Source organism: Achromobacter sp. SIMBA_011 (assembly GCF_046535435.1).
GTDB lineage: Bacteria > Pseudomonadota > Gammaproteobacteria > Burkholderiales > Burkholderiaceae_B > Achromobacter > Achromobacter dolens.
Window position 1 is genome coordinate 1,005,869 of the sequence record NZ_JAWRWN010000001.1, and the last position, 16,145, is coordinate 1,022,013.

Here is a 16,145-nt window from a genome sequence, read left to right on the forward strand (position 1 = left end):
ATCGCCATGGCAAAACGCAAAGTGATCGTGACCATTGCTCCCACCGGGGGCATGGCGTTCAAGAGCCAGAACCCGCATCTGCCGACCCAGCCGGCCGAGATCGCCGAGGACGTCTACCGTTGCTACAACGCCGGGGCCAGCGTGGTCGCGCTGCACGCGCGCCGTCCCGACGACCAGGCCACCTGCGACGCGGCCATCTACCGCGACATGAACCAGCGCATCCGTGAGCGCTGCGACATCGTGCTGAACAATTCCACGGGTGGCGGCGTGCACGGCGACATGGTCAGGGAAACCACGCCGGGCACCTGGGAGATCCTGTGGGAAGAGCGGCTCAAGGGCATGGGCGCCGGCGCCGAGATGTGCACGCTGGACGCCACCACGCTGAACCTGGCCTTCGGCGACCGCGAATACCTGATGAACACGCCCTTGTCCCGCGCCCGCGAACTGGCGGCCGGCATGAAGGCGCGCGGCATCAAGCCGGAGTGGGAGGTGTTCAGCCCGACCCATATCCTGCAGGACGCGACCACGTTGATCAACGAAGGGCTGGACGAGGAGCCGCATTTCATCAACCTGGTGATGAATGTGCACCGCAACTTCCAGAACGCGATGCCGTTCTCGCCGCGCCATTTGCAGATGATGGTGGACCTGCTGCCCAGGAACAGCATCTTCTGCGTCAGCGGCATCGGGCCGTCGCAGCTCGAAGCCAACATCAGCGCGCTGCTGCTGGGCGGGCATGCGCGGGTCGGGCTGGAGGACAACCTGTATTACCGCCATGGCGAGCTGGCGACCAACGTGCAACTGACCGAGCGCATCGTGCGCATCATCCGCGAGCTGGACATGGAGCCCGCGACGCCCGCCGAGGCGCGCGAGATCATGGGCCTGCCGCTGCGGGGCGGCGTGCGGCCGGCATTCGCGCTGTGAGACCGATGCGGCATTTTTCAAAGGACGAAGCCTGATGATCGAATCGTTGCAAGGCAAGCGGGTCCTGGTCACCGCGGGCGCGGGGGGAATCGGGCTGGCGATCGCGCGCAAGTTCCTGGCGTCGGGGGCGCAGGTGCATATCTGTGATGTGGCGGCAGAGGCGGTGCAGGCCGCCGTGCGGGCGCATCCGGGCCTGAGCGGCAGCGTCACGGATGTATCCGATGAGGCCCAGGTGCTGGCGATGTTCACGGACCTGGCCACGCGCTGGGGCCGGCTCGACGCGCTGGTGAACAACGCTGGCGTGTCGGGCCCCACCAGCCGGCTGGAGGAGACGGACCTGGCGGCGTGGCGCGCCACGCTCGACGTCAACCTGACCGGCACGTTCCTGTGCGCGCGCGGCGCGGTGCCGCTGCTGCGCGAGGCGGGCGGCGGGGCGATCATCAATATCTCGTCGGTCGCGGGGCGCCTGGGCTTTTCGCTGCGCAGCCCCTACAGCGCCAGCAAGTTCGGATTGGCGGGGCTGACGCAGACCTGGGCGATGGAGCTGGGACCGTCCGGCATCCGCGTCAATTCGGTGCTGCCCGGCGTGGTGGCGGGCGAGCGGGTCGAGCGCATCATCGCCGCGCGCGCGGCGGCCGGCGGCGTCAGCAACGATGTCATGCGCGCGCAACTGGTGGAGAAGGTGTCGCTGCGCAGGATGACGCAGCCCGAGGATATCGCCAATCAGGTCGCGTTCCTGTGCTCGGACGAGGGCGCGATGATCAGCGGCCAGAGCATTTCGGTGTGCGGCAACGTCGAATACCTGGGGTGACGGGGCATGGCGGGCGCCGCGCCCGACAGGGCCGCCTGATCTGCGGCATGGCCGCGCGGGTCGATCGCCGCGACGGCTAGCGGCACCGCGGCCCGCCGGCGTTTCACTTTTTTTCACAAATCCCACACAAAAGGCGGCGGAACGGCCGCCGGCTTGTTTTCTATCATCCCGGGGCGCGCATCCGCCGCGGCCCGCGCGATCCGCCATTGCGGCCGTCCGCGCGTTTCCATCATCCCTCTCCGCCCGCCCTCGCTGCGCGGACGCGCCCGCCGCCGGCCCGAAGGCTACTGATGCTCAGATTTCTCATTCGTGTCGTTGTCGTGGTGCTGATCAGCCTGGGGCTGGCCTATCTGTTCGTGGACAAGGGGCTGGGGGCGCTGCTCAAGCCGATGGTCGAAGAGGTTGCCTTCCAATCGCTGCGGGGCCAGTTCTACGAGTTGCATGAGCGGTTGGACGCGGTGCCGCCGGCGCGGCGCGAAGACGTGCTGCGCGACCAGGTGCAGCCGCATTACGGCATCGCGATGCGCTTGCTGCAAGCGTATCAGGTCCACCTGACCGAGGATGAGCGCGAGCAATGGCAGACCATGGGCGTCGTGATGCGCGACGATTTCGACACCCACCTGCTGCCGTTGCCGGGCGAGCCCGCGCAGTGGCTGGAGTTGCGCCTGCCCAACGTGTTCGACACCGTGGTCGCCCTGTCCGTCTGGCTGTGCCTGGGGATCGTGGTGGCGATCGGCCTGCTGGCGCTGTGGGCGTTGCCGATGTGGCGCGACATGGACGCGCTGCGCAATGCCGCGCTGCGCATGGGGCACGGGGAACTGAGCATGCGCGTGCGCCTGTCGCGCATCGCCGGGATCCGTCACGTCGGCGAGAGTTTCAATCACATGGCCGAGCGCATTGCCGCGTTGATCGAGAATCAGCGCAGCCTGACCAACGCCGTCTCGCATGAGCTGCGCACGCCGCTGGCGCGGCTGTCGTTCGAGGTGGACCAACTGGGGCGCGGCGGCCTGCCGCCAGCGCATCAGCCGGTCTTGCGCGACATGCGCGCGGACATTTCGGAGCTGGAGAGCATGGTGGCGGAGCTGTTGGTGTACGCGCGGCTGGAACGGCCCACCGAAGAGGCCGTGCGGTTGGAAACCGTGGACACGCGCGACTGGCTGGGCGAGGCCCTGGCCCAGGTGGCGCACCAGGCCGAGGCGCGCAATGTGCGCTGCGTCGTGGCGGACGGCCATCCCCCGCACGTGTGCCTGCATCCGCGCTATATGAGCCGGGCCCTGCTGAACCTGGTGCAGAACGCGGTGCGCTATGCGCGGGGCCGCGTCGAAGTCGCGCTGACGCACACGTCGGCGGGGCATTTCGAGCTGATCGTGGACGACGACGGACCGGGCATTCCGGTGGCCGATCGCGAACGGATTTTCGAACCCTTCATCCGGCTGGATGAAAGCCGCGATCGCGGCACCGGCGGCGCCGGGCTGGGGCTGGCGATCGCGCAGCGCGTCGCGGTCGGGCACCGTGGCGCCATCAGTGTCACGGACAGCCCGATGGGCGGGGCGCGCTTCGTGTTGCGCTGGGCGGTGCCAGCGTCGGCGGCATAGCATTCGACTGGCCGCCAGGCATAGGGGTCAACCCGCAGGCGTGGGCGGTCGCGCCCGGCCCGTTGCATGGCGGATTGCATTTTGTGGCACACGGGGCGCAAAAATGGTGTTTGATACAAGGGTTTGATTTCCCCCTCATAACGAGAACACCATGAGACATTTCCTGCCCGCCCTGGGCGCAGCCCTCGTTTTGTCCCTCGGCGCCCACGCCGCCTCCGCCCAGCAGGCACCCGCTGCCAAGCCGCCGCACGATCCCTTCTTCTGGCTGGGCGAGATCAACAAGGCCACGGCCGTGATCAATACCGACCAGGGGCTGCTCGACAAGGCCATGGCGCCGCGCCTGGCGGCGGGCGTGGCCAAGGTGATCAATGACGGCAACCAGCCGGGCGCCAAGCGGCCGGCCAGCGTCATCACCTTCGAGCCGCTGCTGATCAAGGCCGCGGGCGAGGACGTGACGCTGCTGCATGCCGGCCGTTCCAGCCAGGACATGCACGCCACCTACCGCAGCGCCATCCTGCGCGACAAGCTGCTGGAACTGGCGGACCAGCTCAATGCCACGTCGACCACGCTGGTGGAGCTGGCCGCCAAGCACAGCGCCACCATTGTGCCCAACTACACCAACGGCGTGGCGGCCCAGCCGAACAGCTATGGCCACTACCTGCTGGGACAGGCCGCCGGCCTGGCGCGCGATGCGCAGCGCATCCGCGAAGCCTACGCGCGCATCGACCGCTCGCCCATGGGCACCACCGTGCTCAACGGCACCAGTTGGCCGCTGGACCGCAAGCGCATGGCGCAGTACCTGGGCTTCACCGCGTTGGTGGACAACGCCTATGACGCCTCGCAGATCTCGTCAATGGACCAGCCGGTGGAAGTGGCGTCGATCGTCACCAGCATCGCGCTGCGCACCGGCAACTTCGTCGAGGACGTGATGACGCAGTATGCCCAGTCGCGGCCCTGGATCCTGCTGGAAGAGGGCGGCGGCAACACCTACGTGTCCAGCGCCATGCCGCAAAAGCGCAATCCGGGCCTGCTCAACGACACCCGCAGCGACGCGTCGACGGCGGTGACGCTGGCCATGGGGCCGGTGATCCAGACGCACAACATCACGCCAGGCATGAGCGACCCCAAGGACGTCAAGCAGAACTCGGCCATGGTCGACGCCGGCATCTCCGCGCTCAAGCGCTGGGACCGCGTGCTCAAGGCCATGGTGATCAGCCCGGACCGCGCGCTGGAGGAACTGAACAGCGACTGGACCGCTTCGCAGGAACTGGCCGACGTGCTGATGCGCAAGTACAAGCTGCCGTTCCGCGACGGCCATCACTTCGCGTCGGAAGTGGTGAGCTACGCCAAGGCCAACAACATCAAGCCGCTGGACTTCCCGTATGACCAGGCGCGCCGCATCTACGCCGAGGCGATGAAGGGTTCCAAGTACCCGAACGAACTGCCGATGAGCGAGGCCGAGTTCCGTTCGACGCTGGACCCGGTCGCCATCGTCAAGAACCGCGCCACCAGTGGCGGCCCTCAGCCGGCGGAAATGGAGCGCATGGTCAAGGAGGCGCGCGAGCAACTGGCCTCGCAGGACAAGTGGATCAAGGAACGCCGCGCCCACATCGCCGATTCGCTGGCCGCGCTGGACAAGGATTTTGACGCGCTGGTGGCCAGCGCGCCGAAGGACAAGGCCCAGTAAGCGGCCGCCCGGCCGCGCGATGCCGGGCGGCGCGCCGCGCCGGCCGGGGTCAGCGGCACGCCATCGAGTAGTCGCAGCGGATCTGGTCGGGCAGGTCGCGGCCCCGCGCGGGGTCGATCGCTCCGGCCGGCGCATCCCACGCGATCAGTTGCGCCACGTCGCTGTTGCCCACCGGCCGGGCGTAGATCCACAGCCGGTCTCCGGCCCACGAGAAGGCCAGCGCGCTGACGCTGTATTCCTTGGGCACGCGCAGGTTGGCCAGCAGCCGGCCCTGCGTCATGTCCAGGACAATCACCGTGCTGTCGGCGCCGCTGACCGCCAATAGGCGGCCGTGGGCGCTGCGCGCCGCCGCCGAGGTGTAGTACACGGCGGGGGTTTCCAGGTCGAAGCGGGCCAGGCCCGTGCGCAGGTCGATGGCACGCAGGCGCCGCCCATCGGGTGTTTCCGCCACGGCCAGGGCCCATTCCCCGCGCCGGCTGCCGAACAACAGCTTGGGGGTGGCGGTCGGGAAGCTGGCGACCACGCGGGCGCCACCGGGATCGATGCCGTAGCCGTCGCGGTCGGCGGCCCAGAACAGGCCGTCGCCGAACTGGATGGCGTCGCTCGGCACCCAGGGCAGGGCATGCTCCAGGGTGTCGACGGCGTCGCGGCGCAGCGCGCCGTTCCAGGACCGTTGGCTCCAGCGCCCTTGCGGCGTCACGGTGTACAGCTCGTCGCCGACGCGCAGCGCCACGCCGCCGGCGGCGGGCAGGGTCCAGTCGTCAATGTAGCGGTCCGGAAAGCGGGCGCCCAGCGGGTGGACGACCACGCCGCGCTGGCCGGGGCGCCATGCCAGCAGCGTACGGGCGCCGTCCTCGCGCAGGCCTTGCGCCCAGACCTGGCCGTCGGCGGTGATCTTGAGCGCGCCCGCCAGGCCAAAGCCCGCGGCGGCCTCGCGGTCGACGGCGGTTACCGCGTTCTGGCCGGACCGCGGCGCGCCCTCGGCGGCAGCGGGCGCGGTGCGCGGCACGAAGCGCTGCGTCGCCGCGCCGGAAGCGAGCAGGCTGCCGTCGGGCAGCGCCAGCAGGCGCCATCTGTCGTTGTCGTAGCGCCGCAGGTCGGATTCGTCGGCGGGAAGGCGGATGCCGGACACGCTCGTCTGCGGCAGCGTGGCCGCCGCCACGGTGGGCGCGGCCGACGCGGTGGCGGTGGCGCGGCCGCGCGCGTACGCATCGAAGTAAGCCTGCATCACGCGGTCGGCATCGGCCTCGGGCAGGGCCTGCAGGCGTTGCGCCAAACCGTCAAGGTAACGGTCGAGCGCGGCGTCGGTGTGCTCGATGCGTTGCCTGTCGTAGTCGAAATGCGGGTCGGGAAAACAGGTCACGCCGACCATGCAGCTTGTCAGGCGGAAATGGCGCGTGACGGTGGTGTCGGCGCCGCCGTGCCAGACCAGCGTCAGCGCCTCGCGGCCGGTCACGCCGGAGAGATCCATGACGGTGCCGTAGTCGGCCTGCGTGCGGCGCGCTTTGCCGCGTTCGCGCTGGAAAGACCAGCGCGCCACCGCTTGCGAGAAGAACGGCAGCGACTTGATGTGTTCCTGGGCGTAGTCGGGCTGGCGCGCGATGGCCACGCGGAACGTGTCGCGCTCCTGCGGGCTGACGGCGCCGGCCGCCAGCGCCTTGGCCAGGACCGGGTCCGCGGCCTGGCTGGCCTGCTGTTCCAGCGCCTGTTTCAGCGCGGGCAGATGGCGGGCGCCGATCTCGGCCCAGTAGAACTCCATGGCCGACAGCGGTCCGCTGTCGTCGCGGCCGTCGAAGCCGCCCAGGTCCTTGCCGGCAAGGCCTTGCTCGATGTCGGCCTTGACCTGCGCATAGGGTTGGGGAATCAGGTAGTAGCGGCCCGGCGTGTAGGGGGCGCCGGGCAGCGGTTGCATCAGGATCGGGGTGGCCGCGGCGCTGGCGGACAGCAGCAGGGCCGAGACGGCCAGGATGCGCTTGAATCGGCGTGGGGCGCCGGGGTGTGCCATGGACGGTTCCGTCGATAAGGGAAGGGGCTGCGGCAGAGAATACCGCAGCCCGCGCCCGTCGGCGGCGGGGCCTCGGATGCCCGTCGGCGACGGGTACCTCGGGACCCGGTCGGCGGCGGTCGTTTCAGAACCCGGTGGGCGGCACGTGCACCCGGCCTTCCATCAGCACGCGCGCGCTGCGGCTCATGATGGCCTTGGTGACGGTCCATTCGCCGTCGATCAGTTGGGCCTGGGCGCCGACGCGCAGCGTGCCCGAGGGGTGGCCGAAGTTGACCTGGTCGCGCTGGCCGCCGCCGGCCGCCAGGTTGACCAGCGTGCCCGGCACGGCCGCGGCGGTGGCGATGGCGACCGAGGCTGTGCCCATCATGGCGTGGTGCAGCTTGCCCATGGACAGGGCGCGCACCAGCACGTCGATGTCGCCGGCGCCGATCTGCTTGCCGCTGGAGGACGTGTAGGCCCTGGGGCGGGCCACAAAGGCCACCTTGGGCGTGTGCTGGCGCGCGGCGGCTTCTTCCAGTTTCTGGATCAGGCCCATGCGCAGCGCGCCGTGGGCGCGGATGGTCTCGAAGCGCGCCAGGGCGGCGGCGTCGCCGTTGATGTCGTCCTGCAGCTCGGTGCCGGTGTAGCCCAGCGCCTCGGCGTCCAGGAAGATGGTGGGGATGCCGGAGTTGATCATGGTGGCCTTGAAGGTGCCGATGCCGGGCACTTCCAGGTCGTCCACCAGGTTGCCGGTGGGGAACATCGAGCCGCCGTCGCCTTCCTCGGCCGGGTTCATGAATTCCAGTTGCAGCTCGGCGGCCGGGAAGGTCACGCCGTCCAGTTCGAAGTCGCCGGTTTCCTGCACCGCGCCGTCGGTGATCGGCACGTGGGCGATGATGGTCTTCTGGATGTTGGCCTGCCAGATGCGCACCACGGCGATGCCGTTGCGCGGCACGCGGGCCGGGTCCACCAGGCCATTGGTGATGGCGAAGGGGCCGACGGCGGCCGACAGGTTGCCGCAGTTGCCGCTCCAGTCGACGAAGGCCTGGTCGATCGAGACCTGGCCGAACAGGTAGTCGACGTCATGTTCGGGGCGGCTGCTCTTGCCGATGATGACGGTCTTGCTGGTGCTGGAGGTGGCCGCGCCCATGCCGTCGATCTGCTTGCCGTAGGGGTCGGGGCTGCCGATCACGCGCATCAGCAGCGCGTCGCGGGCCGGGCCCGGCACGCGGGCGGATTCGGGCAGGTCGTCGAGCTTGAAGAACACGCCTTTGCTGGTGCCGCCGCGCATGTAGGTGGCGGGAATCTTGATCTGGGGGGCATGGGCCATGGGGCAGTCCTGATGTCTTGGGTGGGGAAGGCGGGCGCCGCGGCGCCCGCCATGCTGTGGGGGGGTCAGCCGGCCTTCTTGGCCGAACCGGCGGCCGATTCGGCTTCCAGGAAGTCCTGCGCGAAGCGTTGCAGCACGCCGCCGGCTTCGTAGATGGACACTTCCTCGGCGGTGTCGAGGCGACAGGTCATCGGCACTTCCAGGGTCTCGCCGTCGCGGCGGTGGATCACCAGCGTCAGGTCGGCGCGCGGCTTGCGCTCGCCCACCACGTCGTAGGTCTCGGTGCCGTCCAGGCCCAGCGTCTTGCGGTTCACGCCCGGCTTGAATTCCAGCGGCAGCACGCCCATGCCGATCAGGTTGGTGCGGTGGATGCGCTCGAAGCCTTCGGCGGCGATGGCTTCGACGCCGGCCAGGCGCACACCCTTGGCGGCCCAGTCGCGCGACGAGCCCTGGCCGTAGTCGGCGCCGGCCACGATGATCAGCGGCTGCTTGCGGTCCATGTAGGTCTCGATGGCTTCCCACATGCGCATCTCCTTGCCTTCCGGTTCCACGCGGGCCAGCGAGCCCTGCTTCACGTTGCCGTCGGCGTCCTTCACCATCTCGTTGAACAGCTTGGGATTGGCGAAGGTGGCGCGCTGCGCGGTCAGGTGGTCGCCGCGGTGGGTGGCGTAGGAGTTGAAGTCCTCTTCCGGCAGGCCCATCTTGTGCAGGTATTCGCCGGCGGCGCTGTCCATCAGGATGGCGTTGGACGGCGACAGGTGGTCGGTGGTGATGTTGTCGCCGAGCACGGCCAGGGGACGCATGCCGCGCAGCGTGCGCTCGCCGGCCAGCGCGCCTTCCCAGTACGGCGGACGGCGGATATAGGTGCTCTGCGGGCGCCACGCGTACAGCGGCTCGACCGCGGCGTCGCGCTCGTTGCGCAGGCCGAACATGGGCGCGTAGACCTTGCGGAACTGTTCCGGCTTGACGGCGGCCTTGACCATGGCGTCGATCTCTTCGTCGCTCGGCCAGATGTCCTTCAGGCGGATCTCGCGGCCGCTGGCGTCGGTGCCCAGCACGTCGCGCTCGATGTCGAAGCGGATGGTGCCGGCGATGGCGTAGGCCACCACCAGCGGCGGCGAGGCCAGGAAGGCCTGCTTGGCGTAGGGGTGGATGCGGCCGTCGAAATTGCGGTTGCCGGACAGCACGGCGGTGGCGTAGAGGTCGCGGTCGATGATCTCCTGCTGGATCACGGGGTCGAGCGCGCCCGACATGCCGTTGCAGGTGGTACAGGCAAACGCCACGACGCCGAAGCCGAGTTTCTCCAGGTCTTCGGTCAGGCCGGCTTCGTCCAGGTACAGGGCCACGGCCTTGGAGCCGGGCGCCAGCGAGCTCTTGACCCACGGCTTGCGCGTCAGGCCGGCGCGGTTGGCATTGCGCGCCAGCAGGCCGGCGGCGATGACGTTGCGCGGATTGCTGGTGTTGGTGCAACTGGTGATGGCGGCGATGATGACGGCGCCGTCGGGCATCAGGCCGGGCTGGTTCTCGACCGTGCCGGCGATGCCGCGCTCGGCCAGGTCGGAAACCGGCAGGCGGCGGTGCGGGTTGGACGGGCCTGCCAGGGTGCGCACCACGGTCGACAGGTCAAAGCGCAGCACGCGCTCGTACTCGGCCGTCTTGAGACTGTCGGCCCACAGGCCGGCGGTCTTGGCGTAGGTTTCCACCAGCGCGATCTGCTCGTCCTCGCGGCCGGTCAGGCGCAGGTAGTCGATGGTCTGCTGGTCGATGGCGAACATCGCGGCGGTGGCGCCGTATTCGGGCGCCATGTTGGAGATGGTGGCGCGGTCGCCCAGCGTCAGGCTGGCGGCGCCTTCGCCGTGGAACTCCAGGTAGGCGCCCACGACTTTTTCCTTGCGCAGGAATTCGGTCAGCGTCAGCACCACGTCGGTGGCGGTGATGCCGGGGCCGGCGCGGCCGGTCAGTTCGACGCCGATGATGTCGGGCAGGCGCATCCACGAGGCGCGGCCCAGCATCACGTTCTCGGCTTCCAGGCCGCCCACGCCGATGGCGATGACGCCCAGCGCGTCCACGTGCGGGGTGTGGCTGTCGGTGCCGACCAGCGTGTCGGGGAAGGCCACGCCGTCCTGCGTGTAGATCACCGGCGACATCCGCTCCAGGTTGATCTGGTGCATGATGCCGTTGCCCGGGGGCACCACTTCGATGTTGCGGAAGGCCTGCTTGGTCCAGTCGATGAAGTGGAAGCGGTCTTCGTTGCGGCGGTCTTCCACCGCGCGGTTCTTGGCGAAGGCGTCGGGATCGTTGCCGCCGTATTCCACCGCCAGTGAGTGGTCGACGATCAGTTGCACCGGCACCACCGGGTTGACCTTGGCGGGGTCGCCGCCCTTGTCGGCGATGGCGTCGCGCAGGCCGGCCAGGTCGACCAGCGCGGTCTGGCCGAGGATGTCATGACAGACCACGCGCGCCGGATACCACGGGAAGTCCAGGTCGCGGCGGCGTTCGATCAACTGCTTGAGCGCGTCGGTCAGCAGCGCCGGATCGCAGCGGCGCACCAGGTTCTCGGCGTGCACGCGCGAGGTGTAGGGCAGGCGGTCGTAGGCGCCGGGGGCGATGGCGTCCACGGCGGCGCGCGCGTCGAAATAGTCCAGGCGGGTGCCTTGCAGGGGCTTGCGATAGGATTTGTTCATGCCTCGGTGCGCTTCAGGTTGCCCTGAGCGATCTGTTTTTCAATGTTGAGACGGGATGCGCGGATGTGGCGGCGCATCAGGAGTTCAGCCAGCTCGCCATCGCGGTCGGCGATGGCGTCCAGAATGCGGTGATGCTCGGCATACGACTGCCGCGGGCGGTTGGGAGTGGTCGAGTACTGGATACGGTACATCCGCGCCAGTTGGTAGAGCTCGTCGCACAGCATGCGGAACAGCATCTGGTTGCCGCTGCCCTTGACGATGCGGTAGTGGAAATCGTAGTCGCCCTCCTGCTGGTAATAGCCGGTGCCGGCCTGGAAGGCCTCGTCCTTTTCGTGGGCGTGCAGCACCTGGCGCACCTGCTCGACTTCGGCCGGCGCCATGCGCTCGGCCGCCAGGCGGCAGGCCATGCCTTCGAGCGATTCGCGGATTTCGTAGAGTTCGGCCAGTTCCTGCGGGCTGAGCGACACCACGCGGGCGCCGGCGTGCGGCACGCGCACCAGCAGCCGTTGGCCTTCGAGCCGGTGCAGGGCCTCGCGCAGCGGGCCGCGGCTGACGCCGTGGATGCGCGCCAGTTCCGGTTCGGAAATCTTGCTGCCGGGGGCGATCTCGCCCTTGACGATGGCGGACTGGATCTTGCGGAAGATGTGTTCCGCCAGGGTCTCGCTATCGCCGGAGGCGGCGCCGGGCAGCGTCAGCACTTTGCTCATTGTGTCAACAATCTGATGATTTTTCCAGTGAAAAACCGGTTAAGGCCCGTTCGAGGCGATTGATTGTCAACAATTTACCTTCCGTCCGATCTTGGCGCAAGCGCCCTGGGGCGCATTGGCGTCTGCGGCGAACCGGCGCTTCAAGGCGCGCCGGGGCGGCGCCAGACACGTGTCGTGGCGCATCGCGCTGGTGAAAGTGCGGGAAGTGGCCGCGGTGGACGCCGGCCAGGGCGCTCAGGGGCCGGTGTCCGGGTAGTTCGGGCCGGCGTCGTGGAAACCGCCGCTGCTGTAGGGATTGACCGCGCCCGGATGCGGCGGGCCGCCGGGACCCAGCGAGGAACAGCCGCCCAGTATCAGCAGGGCGGCCAGCAGGGCGAGTGTGCGAGTGGCGGTGGTTTGCATGGCGATCTCCGGCGGCTGCCCCTCGGCGGCCGCATACAGCTTGTCGTCACGGTTCAGTTTACGCCTGGCGCGGCCCGTCCGGGCGGTGCGCCGGCGTCACGAGCGGGGCAGGATGCCGTGGGTCGCCATCAGCGTCAGGTCGCCGCCCAGGCGGGGCTCGTCGTACGGCCCGGCGGCGTGCAGGGCGTCGAAGACGTGCGCTTGCGGCGCATGGCGGCGGTAGAACTCGACCCAGCCCGTGAATCCATGCGGCTGCCGGTCCTGCTGCGCCACCCCGGCCTGACGCGCGAACCAGGCGCTGTCGCGGTAGCCCTCGGCCACGCGCCGCGCCAGCCGGCCAAGCGCGCCGTCGCGGTAGCCATACCAGTCCTGGCCGTCTTCAAAGGCCAGCTCGGCCATTGTCACCAAGGGCGCGGCGGCATAGTCGTGATAGTGCAGCGCGCGGCCGCCGCGCGCCATTTCCATGGGCAGGCTGCCGTCGGCCTGGATGTCGTCGATGCCCTTGCGGTAGATCGCCTGCGCGCTGCGCAGCAGGCCGGCATCGCGGGTGGCGAGGGCGGTCGCCATGACGCCGACACCGGTCCAGTAATAGTGGTTGTTGCGCTTGTGCCGGGGATCGTCCCAGTAGGCGAGGTTGGCGCGCGATAGCTGTTCGAGCCAGGAGGCGATGAGGCCGCGCTGCGCCGGCGTGGCCAGCGGCAGGGTCTTGAGATAGGCCATGGCCGCCGCGCCGTGGGTCCATTCGCGCAGGTAGTCGGCCTGGTCGTTGTTGCCGTGGATCATGCGGCCCAGCATGGCGTCGTCCTTGGCCCAGGCTGCCAGCCACGCCAGCGCGCATTGGCCGGCGGCGGTGTCGCCATGGGCCAGGTAGGCGTCGGACAGGTCGGCAATGCGGCGGGCGTAATCGTTCAGCGGCTTGGTCTGGGCCTGGTTGCGGGCCTGCAGCGCCGGGTCGATCTTCGAGTGGGCGGCGTCGGTGTAGTAGCCGGTGCCTTCGAGGTCGCGCGGGCCGGGCGGCGCCGGTTCGCACTGGCGCGGCGCGGCCAGCGCCTGGGCGCCCAGCAGGATCAGCGGCAGGCAGGCGAGGTAGCGCCAGCGCGCGACGGCGGGCAGGGCGCCGCCACGGAAGGAGAAAGAAAGAGAACGCATTGCGGGTGCCTTTGCCCGGTCGGGCGGGTTGCCATTCACCCGCCTGCCCGGGGGGCGGTGGTGGCCGCCGGCATGCCGGAGGGCGTGGTGTGGTGGATCGACCGCGCGCCGGGCGGAAAGTTGCACGGCGCGCGGCGTGTCAGGCGACCGTCAGGCAGGGCGGCGCACGCGCGCCTGCTCGACGCACCAGGCGAGCCGGGGATCGCCGGCGGCCATGATGTCGGCCTCCACGTCCAGGCGCAGGCGCGGCAGCAGCCGGCCCAGCAGTTGTTCGCAATCGCGCCGCAGGTAACTGGGTTCGCCGGTGAGGCGGCCGATGAGGCGCAGCAGGGCGGCGTCGCGCGCCAGCACCAGCAACTGATAGCGGCCGCCGCCCGCGGGACGCAGCAACCAGGCGCCGGTGGCGATGCGCAGCAAGGGGTCGAGCGTGTCGGCCAGCTTGCCGAGCTCGGCGGGCGACAGGTCGTGCGGATCGTAACCGTCCGTCGCGTCGGCGCGCGAGAGGGATTGCTGCAGGGCGTCGGCCTGGCGGCGGTAGTCCTCGGCCAGTGCGTGGTCGCCCGCGCGCAGGGCCGCCAGGCTGAGCTGGCGCAGGCTGGGCAGTTGTTCCGGGCCGGCGTGGTCCGCGACGCGAAGCCAGAGGTCCGCGGCTTCCCGTGGATGCCCCTCGCGCTGGCGGCAGCGCGCCAATTGGGCCAGCAGGGCGGGGTGGCCGGGCGCCAGCCGCAGGCCGTCTTCGGCCAGCAGGGTGGCGCCCGCGACGTCGTCGTCCAGGGTGCCCCGCAACCAGGCGCAGCGCGCGGTCTCGTCGGCCGACAAGGCGCGGATGCGGCGTTTGCGCAGCAGGTCGTGGTACTGGGCGGTGAGCGCTTCCCGCTCCTGGCGGACCTGCGCGGCCTCGTCAGCCGATTGCGCCGCGCAGCACGCGTCGAGCCGGGCCGCCAGGGACGCGCGCTGGCCGGACAACCAGGCCTGCGCGGCGGTGGGGGCGGCGCGGCGCCACGGCAACGGCCGGGCCGGATCGGCTGCCAGCGCGGCCAGGCGATCCGCCAGTGACGGGTGTGTATCGCCGTCGGCGGTCGTGGCGCAGAGGGCGGCGTGCAGCCAGACGCGGGCTTCGGCTTCGTCGGCAGGCGCGGCCAGCGCGTCCCGCGCCGCCAACGCCGCGTAGGGTCGCGGCGGATCGCTGGCGGCGAGCAGCGCCGGCCAGGCGTCGCGCAACGCCCGCCATTGCAGCGCCATGGCCGACAGCGCCTCGGCCATGGCGGGCTGGCCGCAGACGCGCGCGGCTTCGGCATCGGCCTGGACTTCGCACTGCCGGGCGAAGTCCAGGCTGACCGCCAGGAAGCGCGGCACGTACCAGGCCACGAACAGCCGCAGCGGCGCGCTGGAGAGGCGCCGGCGCCGGTCCAGCCGGCGGGCGACTTCCTGCCATTGCAGGCGCGCGAAATACACGCGGCTGGCGTAGCGGCCATGACGTTGCGCGATGTGGGCGTATTCATGCGCCAGGATGGCGCGGCAGGCCGATGGCGACAGCATGTCGAGCAGCGGCAGCCCCAGCCACAGGACGTTGCGGGTCTTGCCGCCCAGCCTGCGGTGTTGGCGGATGGCGGCGTTGAATTCGCCGTCGAGATAGATCGCATCCAGCGGCGGCGCGGCCATCGCGTCGCGGATGCCGTCGAGCGCTTCGAACAGGCCGGGCGCGTCGTCACGCCGCAGCGGCAGGCCTTCCTCGCTGGTGTCGGGGGCGGCGCTGAACGGCGTCCTGAGCATGATGACGCCGGACACTAGCGCGGGCAGCGTGAGCGCCACGCCCGCCAGGGCGGCCGCGCCCGGCAGCAGCGCCCAGGCCAGCAGCGGCAGCGCGCACAGCGCCGCGCCGCCGGCCAGCAGCACGCCGTCGCCCAAGGCCAGCCAGGCGCCGATGCGCCAGCGTTGCGGGTTTGCCCGTCTATTGTCCATGGGTGTCCGCGCGGGCGGGCTGGCGCCGCAATTGCGCATCGATGAATGCGATGATCGCCCGGGTCTGTTCGTTGTCGCCGCCGACATCGGTATTGATTTGCCCGTGATTGCGCGCCACCGGCAGCACCTGCGCCTGGCCGCCGTGCTCGCTCAACCGTTGCGCGTAGTCGCGCGAACGCTGGCATGAGTGCGGCCGCAACGACGAGCAGACCAGCAGCGTCGGCGGGTTGGGGCCGCTCAGTTGCGCGGCGGGCGAGGCGGCGCGCCAATAGGCCGGATCGTTGCCGAATGCCTTGTCATAGAACGGCGCGTGCTCGGCGGCCATGATGCCCGGCAGATCGAAGGGCGTGCCGTCCAGGATGATGTTGGCCAACCAGGGCCGGGCGCCGGTGCGCTCGCGTAGCGGGGCGTCGGCCGCCAGCAGGGCCTGCAGATGGCCGCCCGAGGAATGGCCCATGATCAGGATGCGCGCCGGATCGGCCCGCCAGCCGGCGGCCTCGCGCTGGGCCCAGGCCACGGCCAGCCCCAGGTCCTCGGCCTGTTCCCGCGGCCCCGCGTCGGGCAGCAGGCGGGTATTGACGGAGACGACCACGAAGCCCAGCGGCAGCCAGCGCGCCAGCTTGCCCTGGATGAAATCGGGTGCGGCCTTGTCGCCGTGCAACCAGGAGCCGCCATGCACCAGCACCAGGATCGGGGCGAGCGGCGCGCCGGGCGCGGCGGGCAGATAGACGTCGGCAAGTTGCGCGGCGTCCGGACCATAACGCTGGTCCGTGAGCGTGACGGCCGACGCCAAACCGGGCGGCAGGCAGAGCAGCGCAAGCAGGCAGAACAGGCGGAGGGCGGACATGGCGGTGGCGCGGGTGGTCGGGATGCCGGGTAATGTAGCCCGGCCGGCGCATGCGTGGGCGACGCG

The 16,145-nt window shown here is 70.1% G+C and carries 12 protein-coding genes; 4 read left to right on the forward strand and 8 right to left on the reverse strand.

What is annotated here, in order from left to right; genetic code table 11:
* Positions 1-6: 6 nt before the first annotated feature.
* The 4 genes from SB816_RS04740 (at position 7) to SB816_RS04755 (ending at position 5,014) form a co-directional block, all read left to right on the forward strand.
* The gene (locus tag SB816_RS04740; protein ID WP_410546564.1) at positions 7-921 is read left to right on the forward strand and encodes a 3-keto-5-aminohexanoate cleavage protein; all 915 of its coding nucleotides are present in this window, start codon (positions 7-9) and stop codon (positions 919-921) included.
* A gap of 34 nt (positions 922-955) precedes the next feature.
* Entirely contained in the window at positions 956-1,732 is a 777-nt protein-coding gene (locus SB816_RS04745) for an SDR family oxidoreductase (protein WP_116791619.1), read from the forward strand.
* A gap of 290 nt (positions 1,733-2,022) precedes the next feature.
* Complete coding sequence (locus tag SB816_RS04750) at positions 2,023-3,327, forward strand: ATP-binding protein (RefSeq protein ID WP_410546565.1); 1,305 nt, start codon at positions 2,023-2,025, stop codon at positions 3,325-3,327.
* Positions 3,328-3,478: 151 nt separating this feature from the next.
* Positions 3,479-5,014: an argininosuccinate lyase gene (locus SB816_RS04755; protein WP_410546566.1), complete on the forward strand. Its 1,536-nt coding sequence runs from the start codon at positions 3,479-3,481 to the stop codon at positions 5,012-5,014.
* 49 nt (positions 5,015-5,063) lie between these two features.
* Here SB816_RS04755 and SB816_RS04760 read toward each other — a convergent pair whose 3' ends face one another.
* The 8 genes from SB816_RS04760 to SB816_RS04795 all read right to left on the reverse strand — a co-directional run bounded on the left by SB816_RS04760 (position 5,064) and on the right by SB816_RS04795 (position 16,079).
* Complete coding sequence (locus tag SB816_RS04760) at positions 5,064-7,019, reverse strand: WD40 repeat domain-containing protein (RefSeq protein ID WP_410546567.1); 1,956 nt, start codon at positions 7,017-7,019, stop codon at positions 5,064-5,066.
* 124 nt (positions 7,020-7,143) lie between these two features.
* Entirely contained in the window at positions 7,144-8,328 is a 1,185-nt protein-coding gene (prpF, locus tag SB816_RS04765) for a 2-methylaconitate cis-trans isomerase PrpF (protein ID WP_175143434.1), read from the reverse strand.
* Positions 8,329-8,393: 65 nt separating this feature from the next.
* Positions 8,394-11,012: a Fe/S-dependent 2-methylisocitrate dehydratase AcnD gene (acnD, locus tag SB816_RS04770; RefSeq protein WP_054500592.1), complete on the reverse strand. Its 2,619-nt coding sequence runs from the start codon at positions 11,010-11,012 to the stop codon at positions 8,394-8,396.
* Complete coding sequence (locus tag SB816_RS04775; protein WP_049076328.1) at positions 11,009-11,719, reverse strand: GntR family transcriptional regulator; 711 nt, start codon at positions 11,717-11,719, stop codon at positions 11,009-11,011. Before SB816_RS04775 ends, acnD begins: the two co-directional genes overlap by 4 nt.
* 234 nt (positions 11,720-11,953) lie before the next feature.
* Positions 11,954-12,121: a hypothetical protein gene (locus SB816_RS04780; RefSeq protein WP_116791614.1), complete on the reverse strand. Its 168-nt coding sequence runs from the start codon at positions 12,119-12,121 to the stop codon at positions 11,954-11,956.
* 96 nt (positions 12,122-12,217) lie between these two features.
* On the reverse strand, positions 12,218-13,270 hold the full coding sequence (locus SB816_RS04785; protein WP_082401802.1) for an alginate lyase family protein: 1,053 nt from the start codon (positions 13,268-13,270) through the stop codon (positions 12,218-12,220).
* Positions 13,271-13,420: 150 nt separating this feature from the next.
* On the reverse strand, positions 13,421-15,232 hold the full coding sequence (locus SB816_RS04790; RefSeq protein WP_410546568.1) for a M48 family metalloprotease: 1,812 nt from the start codon (positions 15,230-15,232) through the stop codon (positions 13,421-13,423).
* Positions 15,222-16,079 (reverse strand): alpha/beta hydrolase, encoded by an 858-nt coding sequence (locus SB816_RS04795; RefSeq protein ID WP_410546569.1) that lies wholly within the window; start codon positions 16,077-16,079, stop codon positions 15,222-15,224. Before SB816_RS04795 ends, SB816_RS04790 begins: the two co-directional genes overlap by 11 nt.
* Positions 16,080-16,145: the final 66 nt, after the last annotated feature.